7 protein-coding genes are annotated in these 12,418 nt (G+C 41.9%); 5 read left to right on the forward strand and 2 right to left on the reverse strand.

Features of this window, described 5'->3' with window-relative positions; genetic code table 11:
* Window positions 1-480 precede the first annotated feature (480 nt).
* Both P2W73_RS00650 and P2W73_RS00655 read left to right on the forward strand, forming a co-directional pair.
* Window positions 481-1,605: a TlpA family protein disulfide reductase gene (locus P2W73_RS00650; RefSeq protein ID WP_276500036.1), complete on the forward strand. Its 1,125-nt coding sequence runs from the start codon at window positions 481-483 to the stop codon at window positions 1,603-1,605.
* A 26-nt stretch (window positions 1,606-1,631) separates the two neighbouring features.
* A complete protein-coding gene (locus tag P2W73_RS00655) occupies window positions 1,632-2,015 on the forward strand; it encodes an HlyD family secretion protein (protein WP_276500037.1) in 384 nt (127 codons plus the stop codon).
* Between the two features lie 48 nt (window positions 2,016-2,063).
* Here the strand turns inward: P2W73_RS00655 and P2W73_RS00660 are convergent, their stop codons facing one another.
* A complete protein-coding gene (locus tag P2W73_RS00660; RefSeq protein WP_276500038.1) occupies window positions 2,064-2,792 on the reverse strand; it encodes a DUF2490 domain-containing protein in 729 nt (242 codons plus the stop codon).
* Between the two features lie 297 nt (window positions 2,793-3,089).
* On the opposite strand from P2W73_RS00660, the gene P2W73_RS00665 reads away from it, so the two are divergent.
* Window positions 3,090-6,479, forward strand: a complete 3,390-nt coding sequence (locus tag P2W73_RS00665) for a vitamin B12-dependent ribonucleotide reductase (protein ID WP_276500039.1) — start codon at window positions 3,090-3,092, stop codon at window positions 6,477-6,479.
* An 89-nt stretch (window positions 6,480-6,568) separates the two neighbouring features.
* On the opposite strand, the gene P2W73_RS00670 is transcribed toward P2W73_RS00665, so the two are convergent.
* Window positions 6,569-7,447 (reverse strand): AraC family transcriptional regulator, encoded by an 879-nt coding sequence (locus P2W73_RS00670; protein WP_276500040.1) that lies wholly within the window; start codon window positions 7,445-7,447, stop codon window positions 6,569-6,571.
* Between the two features lie 214 nt (window positions 7,448-7,661).
* Here P2W73_RS00670 and P2W73_RS00675 point away from each other — a divergent pair, with 214 nt between their 5' ends.
* Entirely contained in the window at window positions 7,662-10,793 is a 3,132-nt protein-coding gene (locus tag P2W73_RS00675) for a SusC/RagA family TonB-linked outer membrane protein (RefSeq protein ID WP_276500041.1), read from the forward strand.
* A gap of 27 nt (window positions 10,794-10,820) precedes the next feature.
* Window positions 10,821-12,398, forward strand: a complete 1,578-nt coding sequence (locus P2W73_RS00680; RefSeq protein WP_276500042.1) for a RagB/SusD family nutrient uptake outer membrane protein — start codon at window positions 10,821-10,823, stop codon at window positions 12,396-12,398.
* The last annotated feature ends 20 nt before the right edge of the window (window positions 12,399-12,418 follow it).

The raw sequence follows: 12,418 nt of genomic DNA on the forward strand, positions 1-12,418 counted from the left end.
TGGAATAGTACCCTGAAAGAAAAGCCCGGCGGTACTAAACTGATGTGGCCACATTGGTTGCCGGGCAGCCAAAGCCTTTGAAGCTTAAAACTAAGGCAGACACAATTTTTAAACTTTAAATTTCAAAAATGAAAATGCAAAAAATGAGCCTTGCCAGCATCACGGGAAAGTTAAGCAGGGCGGAAATGAAAAAAATTATGGCGGGAAGTGGAGCAGGATGTGGCACTGCATGTAATACCACCTGTACACATTCCGACGGCAGGGCAGGTAACTGTCATATGCCAACTGAAGGGCCTAATATGGGAAAGTGTTTTTGCGTTTCTGGGTATTAATATTTTGATATTTTGGTTTAAGCTGCAGTACTTAATTAGGTGTACTGCAGCTTTGTTAGTTGTTTCCTAAAAGAAAATCAAGCTTAGTGTTTTAGAAACAACAAATGTTTTGCCTTTCAGAATAAAAAGATAAACCAATCAAATAGGTATGCGATTACATATTAGTTTTGTGATAGTATTATGCCTGACAACCATTGCTGCTGTTCATGCGCAAAAGTATCGGGCTCCCTCAGTAAACATAGGTGATCCCGCTCCGCCTATGCGGGTGTATAGTTGGATAAAAGGGACACCTGTCAATATTTTTGAGAAGGGGAATATCTATGTTGTGGATTTATGGGCAACATGGTGCCAGCCTTGTATCGCCGAAATGCCTCGTCTTTCCGCTTTGGCCCGTAAATACAGAGGTCATGTTACTGTTCTTGGTGTAGATGTTTTGGAGAGGAAAACTACAACACTGCGCAAAATAAAAACCTTTGTTGACAGTATGGGTGCGCAAATGGACTATAATGTGATTATGGCAGACAGCGGTCAGATAGAGAAAGACTGGCTCAGTGCCACTGAGGAAATGGGTATTCCTACAACTTTCATAGTAGATAGGGAAGGAAGGCTTGGATGGATGGGCCATCCCTGCGATAATTTCGAAGATGCTCTATCCAAAATTGTGAATGGTAGTTGGGATATTAATAAGGCATTGGCGAAAAGAAATTTAGAATTTCGATTGAGAAACCTGGAGGATTCATTAAAAGAGCAATTAGAGTTTGCACCAAATGGGAATTATAGAAACGATAGTTGGAAACGGGATTCCGCATTATTACTGGTAGATGAAGTGGCGAAAGCCGAACCCCTGGTAAAATATACTCCCATGGTAGCTTCTCAAATATTCTCTACATTACTTAAGACAAATACGAAAAAAGCCTACGAATATGGTAAAGAGGTTCTTGAAACAACCACTTACGAGAAACCTGCTGGCTTTATTATCAGTGGAGCCATAGAGAGATTATCAAGCGAGATTAATTTCCCTCCGGAAATCTATCAATTGGGCCTTGATGCTATTCAGGTAGAATTAGATGAAGTTCTCTCCTGCTATCCGGAAATTAGAAAAGTCTATAAACATTATTACAAAAGGGCAAAGTGGTATGGGGTCTTGGGTAATAAATCAAAAGCAGTTGAGGCATTGGAAAAAGCTATTGAAATTATGAAATCTCAAAACGACTATCTGGAAACAGATCTGGCTCTGTGTGAGGCATGGTTAAAACAATATAAAAAAATGTAGTGATAGGATAAGGGGCGTATGAATTTATGAAACAACATTTCTCCATTGGTCATGCTCAGCTGCTAGTAACGGACCATATTAACCCGGGGAATACCAATTATTACGTAGAAGCGCTGATACAACAATATATTTTTGGGAAAGTAAAAAAAGGGCAGCAGGTGCTTTTAAAGTTTCCAGCATATACCTGCCATGAATTTGGCACTGGGAAGGGAGTTGTTGAATTGATCAACGCAACGCCTTCAGACAGTGGTTATCTTGCAAAAGTTTCTTTGCAGGGGGGATTAATCACTAACTATAAAAAACAACTCCGTTATAATGACAAGCTTCCTGTGCAGGCGGATATTATTACTGAAAACCTGAACCTGCTTCAAAGAGTTTTTTATAATCTCAGAAAAAATATATCCCGATAAACCTGCAGTTCCCAGCCACGCTTTTCGTTACCAATGTTTATGTTTAATTCAAAGTCTCAGATACCCCGCCAACTGCCACACATGACTATTCGTAAAGCTGCTATTCCTTCCGTTAATATACTGGTTGAGATACCCTGTTTCCAGGTCAAACGCCGGATTCACCCGGTAACCCAGCGCCAGGTAAAGCCGGTTCTGGTCAAAATATTTACCATTTACATTAGCCTTATTGCCAATATTCACAAATACCTCGTTTTGTAAAGCTGCAAATAATCCCTTGCCGAATGATTTTTGCTGTTGAAAGGGAATGACATTTCTTATAAAATAGCGAATACGGTTGGCGTAGAGCGAGCCATCTTTTTTCAGTTCTTCATCTGCAATAAAAGTTTTTGCCATAAAACGCTGCTCAAGCCGGAGCCGGTGACTGATGGCGACATGTTTTACTTTATGATTATACAGCAGTTGTTCCCATATCCGGTGTTCCGGCGCATAGCCACTGACATCTGCCAATACCCGACGATTGTGTATAAAGGCATAGCCGCCGGTAATGGTAAAATGTTTATTCAAATGCACATTCAACGCCGATCGCAACAGTAAGGTTTGCGTATGTTTCCACTCGTCCGAGCTGCGCCATTGCACATCGGCATGAATGCTTGTTCTTTTGCCGGTTTTAAACGTATTAAAAGAAGCCAGCCAGCCGGAGAATTGTGACTGCGCATTTAACTCAAGAAATGAAAGACTTGAGAGAAGAGATAGAAAACAAATGATTAATTTTTGCATGGCTGCAAAAAAACAAAATCTCGGGTTAAATTGTTTTATTAATTTATAGAAAGTAGTTAATCTGAAATGCCGGACTAGTATTTTAACGAAATATGACCAAAAAAATATGTAAATGAGCGGAAAAAGTGTGCAAAAATCAGCAAACTCAATACAGGTACGAATTTTGACATTATTCACATTGCTTTTCCACACAATGTGCATATTTGAGAGGTCAAAAATATCGCAGCAAAAAATATATTCGTGAACGCCTCCCACCTAAGGCTTAATCCTAATCTTAACCCGTTAAATAGTTTTGTTATGGCTGATAAAAAGCAACCAACCGCCGCAAGCGGATTGAAATTCCATCGTCGCTATACAAGTGATACGGTGAATGTGTTTGATCAGTTCGAGTATGATTACCGTACTTCTGTGATCAAAAATCCTTCGGGTGAAAAAGTGTTTGAAATGACCAATGTGGAAGTGCCCAAACAATGGAGCCAGATTGCCACGGACATTTTAGCTCAAAAATATTTTCGCAAAGCCGGCGTGCCACAACCCGATGGCAGTCTTGGTCGGGAGACATCAGCCAAACAGGTGGCGCATCGGATGGCCAATTGCTGGAAAGCCTGGGGCGAACGATATGGTTACTTCGCTTCGGCCAACGATGCACAAATTTTTTATGAAGAATTAGTGTATAGCATTTTGAATCAGATGTGTGTACCTAATTCACCGCAATGGTTTAATACCGGCTTGCATGAAAGTTATGGCATCAAAGGAAAACCGCAGGGACATTATTATGTTGACCAGGCAGATGGTGAATTAAAAAAATCTACATCAGCTTATGAACGTCCGCAACCGCATGCCTGCTTTATTTTAAGTGTGAATGATGACCTTGTGAATGATGGCGGCATCATGGATCTCTGGGTTCGTGAAGCAAGAATATTCAAATATGGCTCGGGTGTGGGAACCAACTATTCCAACCTGCGTGGTGAAGGAGAGAAATTAAGCGGTGGCGGTACCTCCAGTGGTTTGATGAGTTTTTTAAAAATTGGTGACCGTGCTGCAGGAGCTATTAAAAGCGGTGGTACAACCCGTCGTGCCGCTAAAATGGTTTGTCTCGACCTGGATCATCCGGAAATAGTTGAGTTCATCAACTGGAAAGTAGAAGAAGAAAAGAAAGTAGCGGCATTGATTGATGCAGGCTATGCATCGGATTACGAAGGCGAAGCCTACAAAACGGTAAGCGGACAAAACTCTAATAATTCGGTTCGCATTCCCAATTCATTTTTTGAAAGATTAAAGCACAATGAAGATTGGGAATTGACTGCCCGCACTGATGGCAGGGTAATGAAGAAAGTTCCTTCCAAGGAGCTATGGAGCCAGATATCGTATGCAGCATGGCGTTGTGCAGATCCCGGTACGCAGTACAATACCACTATCAACGAATGGCATACCTGCCCGGAAGGCGGTGAAATAAGAGCATCCAATCCTTGTAGCGAATACATGTTTTTGGATAACACCGCCTGCAACCTTGCATCAGCCAACCTGATGAAGTTTTATGATACTGAAAAAAATCATTTTGATGTAGAAGGGTATGAATACAATTGCCGTCTTTGGACAGTAGTGTTGGAAATATCCGTGTTGATGGCGCAATTCCCATCCCAGGAAGTAGCTCAATTGAGTTATGAGTATAGGACATTGGGATTGGGTTATGCTAACCTGGGCACATTGCTGATGGTAAGTGGCATCCCTTATGACAGCGAAGAAGCGAGAGGTATTGCCGGTGCTATTACAGCTATCATGACGGGTGTTGCTTACAAAACTTCGGCTGAGATGGCACAGGCATTGGGTGCTTTTCCAAGATACGAAGAAAACAAAGCCCACATGATGCGGGTAATGCGTAATCATCGGTTGGCGGCTTATGACGCTGATGAATACGAAGGACTGAGCTTAAAACCACAGGGATTAAAAGCAGAACATTGCCCAGATTATTTATTAAAGGCTGCCTGCAAAGCATGGGATGATGCTGTAGAATTGGGTGAGAAATATGGCTATCGCAATGCACAGGCAACAGTGATCGCACCCACTGGTACTATTGGATTAGTAATGGATTGTGACACTACCGGCGTTGAACCTGATTTTGCTTTGGTGAAATTTAAAAAGCTATCGGGTGGGGGCTACTTTAAAATCATCAATCAATCTGTACCTGCCGCACTGAAAAATTTAGGTTATACAGAAAAAGAAATCGAAGCGATCATCAAATACGCAGTCGGTGCTAAAAGCTTTGCAGGCGCTCCGTTTATTAATCACCAGTCGTTGAGCGAAAAAGGTTTTATTGCAGATGAGATTAAAAAATTAGATGCGGCCGTAAATACTGCGTTTGAAATCGGTTTTGTTTTCAATAAGTATACACTGGGCGAAGAATGTTTGCAACGCCTTGGTTTTATGCCGGAGCAATACAATGACTTTGAATGGAGCCTGCTGGATGCACTTGGTTTTAGCGATGAACAAATTGAAGCGGCCAATGATTATGTCTGCGGTACGATGATGCTGGAAGGCGCACCTCATTTGAAAGAACAACATCTTGCCGTTTTTGACTGTGCAAACAAATGCGGCAAAAAAGGCCAGCGCTTTATTCATGCGCATGGACATATCCGCATGATGGGGGCCACACAACCTTTTATCAGTGGCGCCATATCCAAAACAATTAACCTGCCGAATGAAGCAACTGTGAATGAAATCGCAGACGCTTATTTATTAAGCTGGGAGCTTGGGTTAAAGGCTTGCGCATTGTATCGGGATGGTTCTAAACTTTCCCAACCGTTAAGTACGAAGTCAGATAGGAAGAAGAAGTCAGAGGTCGGAAGTGAGAAGTCAGAAGTGAAAAGTGAAAAGGCAGATGAATCATCAACAATTATTGAATCGAATATTGTTGATATGAGCAAGCTGACAGTGGAAGAACTGTTGGAAGAAGTGCAAAAGCGGGTGCAATCATCACCTGATACGAAGTTGAAAAGAAAACTGGCAAGTATTGTTGAACGGCGTTCATTGCCGGCCAAGCGTCGTGGTTTTACCCAAAAGGCAAAGATCAATGGACAGGCTATCTTCCTTCGTACCGGAGAGTATGGTGATGGCACATTAGGCGAAATATTTATTGATATGGCAAAGGAAGGTGCAACCATGCGTAGCATGATGAACTGTTTTGCTATTTCTATCTCTATCGGATTACAATACGGTGTGCCGCTGGAAGAGTTTGTTGACAAGTTCGCCTTTACCAAATTTGATCCATCCGGTTTTGTAGAACACCCGAATATCAAATCAACTACTTCTATTGTTGACTTTATATTCCGTGTATTGGGTTATGAATACCTCGGACGCACTGACCTGGTGCATGTATTGGACAAACCTGAGGTGATGAATACAGGAGCAGATGATTGGGACGATGTGCCATCGGGTTTGGAATATGAAAAAGCTCCTGAATTATCCAGCATTCGGATAACACCTGTACCTGTCACAACAACGACAGCCCAAGTCAAAACGCAGTATGGAGTAAAAGCAAAAACAGATACCGCCTTGGACGCTGTTAATGCGGCTGCAAAGAATATGCAAAGTGATGCACCGGCTTGCAATGTATGTGGTCATATCATGATGCGAAGCGGCACTTGTTATAAGTGTAACAACTGCGGCAACCAGGGTGGATGCAGTTAAAAAAGCACAAGGACGGAAAACCACCATATAAAAGGTATGTACCCACCTCTATCCCGCTGCTTGCAGCGGGATTTTTTTATGGAGTAATCCTATATAAACACCCTGTTACCGTAACTGTAATTTTCTCTGAACTCTTTTGGCGTGCAGCCTTTTTTCTTTTTAAAAAGACGATTGAAGTTGGAGATATTGTTGAAGCCGCAGTTATAGGCAACCTCAGCTACCGATTGTGTTGTATCAATGAGTAACCGGGAGGCATGCCCAAGCCGCATTTCCAGCAAGCTATCCATAAAGGTGATGCCAGTTCTTGCTTTGAAAAAGCGACTGAATGAAGCATCCGTCATGTTGGCCAGCCTGGATACTTCGGTTAGGGTGATCTGCTTTTGAAAACTTTGGTTCATGTATTCGATAGCTTTTTCAATGCGACGGCTATTGTAAGATAGTTCTGCATTGTTGAAAGTAGCATCAGACAAAGTGTGCATATTGCGGGATATGGAAAGATCATGCAGTATAGACAATAATTCAAGCACCGAGTCAAATCCCTGTTTTTGACTCAATATGGTTAACCGTGGAGCAATTTGTTCAATCACGGGGCGGGAGAATAAAATTCCCTTAGCTGATTTCTCAAGCATGTTTCGAATAAAGCTCAGCTGGTTTCGGCGTAAAAATTTTTCATCAAAAAGGTCTTTGTGAAATTGTATAGTGACCTCGCGGATCTCTTTGCTTTTGCACTTATGAGTTTGCCACACATGCGGCAGGTTGGAACCTACCAATACCAATTCAAGGTCATCTATTTCACCGATATGATCTCCAACCACCCGCTTTGCTCCCCTGGCATTCATGATAAAATTCAGTTCCAATTCTTCATGGCTGTGGAGAGGAAAGTCGAACTCTGATTTAATACGGGTGAAGATGGTAAAGCAATCACTGCTGGTCAGCGGAGTGATTTCCCTCATTATATTTTTTTGCATATGGCGATATTAAGAGAGCTAAATTATTAAAATACAGATAAAAAAGTATCAGGTGGTATTTTTAAAGTTTATAATTGTTTCCTTTAAACCACTGTAACAATCGTGTGTTTGTCATTCTTACATTTATTGATGTGAGAAAAAGCATTATAATGTGATAAAATAGTATTAGTTTATAGTTTGTTGGTGCAAGACATTTGGCGAAATAACTTGCTATATGAGAATAAAAGTATTTCTACAGGTACTCATGCTCACGGTATGTGTATTTTCCCTCTCTCCAGTTGTTGCGCAGGAAAAAAAATTAACAGGTGTAGTAGCAGATGAAAAAGGTACTACGCTTCCGGGTGCGACAGTTTCTGTTAAAGGCACAACCAATGCCGTTACCACTGATGTCAATGGAAAATTTTCCATTACAGCCGGCGCTAATGCCAAAACACTCCAAATATCCTTTGTTGGTATGGAGCCAAAGGATGTGGCGATTGGTAAACAAACCGATTTCAAAATTTCGCTTCGTTCTGTAGCTACCGCAATGAATGAGGTTGTTGTTATCGGCTACGGTACTGCTAAAAAAGCGAATGTGTCTTCAGCCATTTCTTCTGTAAGCGCAAAGGATTTGAAAGATTTGCCGGTAGCCGGTGTGGACCAGGCGATACAAGGTAAGCTGGCAGGTGTTACTGTCACCAACAACAGCGGCCAGCCCGGTGGTGGTGTGTCTATAAAGGTACGGGGTGTTACTACTATCAACAGCAACGATCCGCTGATTGTAATTGATGGTGTTCCTTTTGTAAGTAATACAGCTTCCAGTTCCGGTTATGCAGGGCTGGGTGGCGCCAACGGACAAACCGGCAATAGCGTGATGGCAAGCATCAACCCCAATGATATTGAAACAATAGATGTATTAAAGGATGCATCGGCACAGGCCATTTACGGATCACAGGCAGCCAATGGTGTAATATTGATAACTACCAAAAAAGGAAAATCTGGCGAAGGAAAAATAAACTATGATGTTTATTATGGCCAATCACAGATTGCCAAAAAATTAGATTTGATGAACCTGCAGGAGTTCGCTACCTATCAAAACCAGGTGGCCATTACCCCTACTGCTGAATTCGCGGACCCTTCCGTGTTGGGCAAGGGCACCGACTGGCAGGATGCCATGTTTAGAAATGGCCAGGTGCAAAATCACCAGTTGAGTTTTTCAGGTGGTAGTGACAAGACCAACTATTATTTCTCTCTAAACTATTTCAATCAAACTGGTACATTGATTGGCTCCGACTTTAAACGTTATTCAACAAGATTTAACCTGGATCACCAGCTTAAGAGCTGGATAAAAGTGGGAATCAGCTCCAATGCTTCAAAAAGCATTCAATACGTAGCATTAGCCGATGCAGCGCCTGGCGCTATCTGGGATATGGCAATTTTAAACCCATTGATCCCTGTAAAAAATATTGATGGTAGCTGGGGTGGTGGAAACTCCAACCTGATCCCCGGTATTCAATCAGGCATTGATAACCCCGTTGCAAACACGGAATACCGCCGTAATAAAAGAAACAACACACAGGTATTTGGAAATATCTATGCTGATGTAAAACTGTATAAAGACCTGAGTATAAAAAATGAAGTTTCCTATTCTTTTGGTATCAATGGCAACCTGGCTTATCAGCTTGCCGGAAACGTTGGGCCCCGTACGCTTGCATCCAAACTGTCTGATTACAGGGGCAACAGTTATTATTATGCATTGCGTAATTATCTTAACTATAATAAAAATGTTGGCAAACACAATGTATCAGCTACTGCAGGTCATGAGTCGCAGTATTCCTACTATGAAGCTATCAGCGGAACGAAACTAAACCTGGCCAATAATATCCTCGACCTGAATGCAGGTAGCAGCACACAAACAGAATGGGAACTGAATGGTGGTAAGAATGAATGGGCAATGGAATCCTGGTTTGCAAGGGCTAATTATTCTTATGATAACCGTTATGCTCTTTCATTAAGTATAAGGGCTGATGGCTCATCCAATTTTGGTACCAACAATAAATGGGGTTATTTCCCCGGTGCATCGCTTGCATGGACAATAACCAATGAATCCTTTGCAGAGAATATCAAATCTGTTGTAAATAATCTGAAACTCAGAATTGGCTATGGAGCAGTTGGTAATCAAAATCTGCCATCCGGCGCACAAAACCCACCTTACACTTCTGCTATTGGTTTCTGGCCCGGCCCTGTTGGTTTCGGTACATCCAGTTATTTAAATGGTATTGCCAATCCTGATCTGAGCTGGGAATCTGTGATCACAAAAAACATAGGACTTGACGCATCTTTCTTAAACGGGAAAATTGATCTGTCAGTTGATGTGTATAATAAAACTACCAGCGACATGTTGTTGTTCCTTACCGGTCCCAGGTTGATCGGCGTAGGTGATAGCTGGGATGATTTGAAAGCACCGATAGGTAACGTGGGAGAAATGTCGAACAAAGGCGTTGATTTAAGCATCAACACTCATAATATCAAAACAAAAGATTTCACCTGGAAAACCAATCTTATATTTTCCTCTTTCAAAAACAAGCTGGAAAAAATGGCCAATTCTACAGCCGGCTTAAATGGTAAAGTGTATTTTGATAACTACATCATTACTTATACCAAAGTTGGGTTCCCTGTTGGTTCGTTTTATGGATTAGTAACGGATGGTTTATTCCGTACACAGGAAGATCTTAATAACAGCCTTCCTCAATTTGGCTACCCGGTTGACGAATCGCATACCTGGTTGGGTGATGTCAGGTTTAAAGATATCAATGGAGATAAAGTGATTGATGCAAATGATATCACGAATATCGGAAGCCCTCTTCCCAAATTCACCTATGGTTTTACCAATACCTTTCAGTATAAGGATTTTGATGCTTCTGTTTTTTTACAGGGAAGTTATGGAGCCAAGATCTTCAACTTCCTTCGTTGGAGACTGGAAAAAATGGATGAGCCCTATTTCAACCAGTTAAAATCGGTGATGAACCGCTACACTGCCACCAATACGAATGGTGAACTACCAAGATTTGTTTCAGGCCAGGTAAATAACATCGCTATGTCTGATCGGTATGTGGAGGATGGTTCTTACCTGCGCATCCAAAATATTACGGTAGGATACCGTCTTCCGAAAAACCTGTTAAACAAAGCAAGAATTAGTAATGCCAGGCTTTACATCTCCATCCAGAATCTGAAAACCTTTTCTGATTACACAGGCATGGATCCCGAAGTGGGTGCCTTTAATAACAATATCCGTCTGATGAATGTTGACCAGGGGCACTATCCCAACCCACGTTCATTCACCGCAGGTATTAATATTGAACTTTAATCAGTAAAATTTCAAAACGTATTTGACATGAAAAATAAAAATAAATATATAGGCGCCGTGTTAAGTGTTGTAGTAATGCTGGCATCCTGTAAAAAAGATTATATAGAAAGAGCCTCTTTAGATGGCACCACACTTTCTAACTATTATAATACGGCGGAAGAAGTAAGAACGCTTACCAGCACATTGTACGGATTGCCCTGGTCGGGTTATGAAAACCGGGCGATGGATGTGATAGGTGATGTAATGGCAGGAAATGAATTTACCGGAAGTGGTAATGCCGATGACTATCCGTTTCAGAATTTCAGTCTTGCTTCTACAGCCGTTCGCCTCGCCGATGCCTGGAAAGTGTTTTATAAGATCGGCGGTTGGACAAGTGAGTATATGAAAGCATTGGAATTAAAAAAAGCTGCGGGTGGCAATGCAAGTTTTCTTGATCCTGCCATTGCAGAGTGTCACTTCTTCCGCGGCACTGTATATTTTTATATTGCCCGTATCTGGGGTGATGCACCTATTGTAACAGACCCGGGAGCTACAGCTTTATCAGGCAACTTTAATATACCACGTTATATCAAATCAGATGTTTTCAAATTCGCATTGGAAGAATTGAAACTGGCTGAGGCGGGTTTACCTGAAACAGATGTGCCAGGCAGGCTTACAAAATATTCCGCTAAAGGAATGATGGCGAAATTGTATTTGCAACTGAAAGATTATGCCAATGCGAAAGCAAAAGCGCAGGAAGTGATCAGTTCAGGTAAATATGATTTGGTTACTAATTATGCGGGCATGTTTAATTCAAGTGCAAACAACAACAATAAGGAATCTCTTTTTTCAGTTCAGCACCAGTTGACACAAAACCCATGGGGTTCGGGCAATCAGAAAAATCCCGACCGCGGCCCCGGCAACTTGCAAACATCTGAAGCTAATATGTGGGAACTATACATACCCACCATTGATATGAGAAATGCTTATGAATCCGGAGACCTGCGCCGCGGCGGTTCTATGATGGAGCATGGATGGAGCAGATCCGCCTGGAAACCGCAGGGTTCGGTAGCCGCTTATAATGCGTTTATGGCAAATGGCTATAAATACGACACGATACAGCCTGTTGGTGATGGCGGCCAGAAAAACAGTACCCGTTCCAATATCGCCAAATATGTAGTTGGCCCCGGTGCTGCATTTGGCGGTGAGAAAGTAATAGGCATGAATACCGGTATCAATACTATGTTATTGCGTTATGCCGATGTTTTATTGATCTATGCGGAAGCTGTGTTGGGTACCGATGCATCCACTACTGATGCATCGGCATTAAGCGCTTTTAATAAAGTTCGCACCCGTGCGGGTTTGTTGGTCAAAACTTCAATTACTGCCGACGATATCTTACATGAACGCAGGGTGGAATTTGCTTTTGAAGGCGATTATTGGTTTGATCTGCAAAGACAGGGATTTGCCAAAGCAAAAGCCATCATCCAGGCACAAAACAGGGGCACAAATGAATATCCTTATTATGTTACCACGTTTACCGAAAATATGATGCACCTGCCTATTCCTGCCGGAGAGATAGTACAGGATCCTGCATTGGCGCAACCACCTGTACCATACTATTAATTTAATTTTTTAAAAAAATA

This window comes from Terrimonas pollutisoli (assembly GCF_029360765.1).
GTDB classification, from domain to species: Bacteria; Bacteroidota; Bacteroidia; order Chitinophagales; family Chitinophagaceae; genus Terrimonas_B; species Terrimonas_B pollutisoli.

What these genes read in the sequence shown, in the direction of transcription:
- P2W73_RS00660 (WP_276500038.1), bottom strand. Translation starts at nt 2,792, where the DNA reads ATGCAAAAATTAATCATTTGTTTTCTATCTCTTCTCTCAAGTCTTTCA.
- P2W73_RS00665 (WP_276500039.1), top strand. Translation starts at nt 3,090, where the DNA reads ATGGCTGATAAAAAGCAACCAACCGCCGCAAGCGGATTGAAATTCCAT.
- P2W73_RS00680 (WP_276500042.1), top strand. Translation starts at nt 10,821, where the DNA reads ATGAAAAATAAAAATAAATATATAGGCGCCGTGTTAAGTGTTGTAGTA.
- P2W73_RS00670 (WP_276500040.1), bottom strand. Translation starts at nt 7,447, where the DNA reads ATGCAAAAAAATATAATGAGGGAAATCACTCCGCTGACCAGCAGTGAT.
- P2W73_RS00650 (WP_276500036.1), top strand. Translation starts at nt 481, where the DNA reads ATGCGATTACATATTAGTTTTGTGATAGTATTATGCCTGACAACCATT.
- P2W73_RS00655 (WP_276500037.1), top strand. Translation starts at nt 1,632, where the DNA reads ATGAAACAACATTTCTCCATTGGTCATGCTCAGCTGCTAGTAACGGAC.
- P2W73_RS00675 (WP_276500041.1), top strand. Translation starts at nt 7,662, where the DNA reads ATGAGAATAAAAGTATTTCTACAGGTACTCATGCTCACGGTATGTGTA.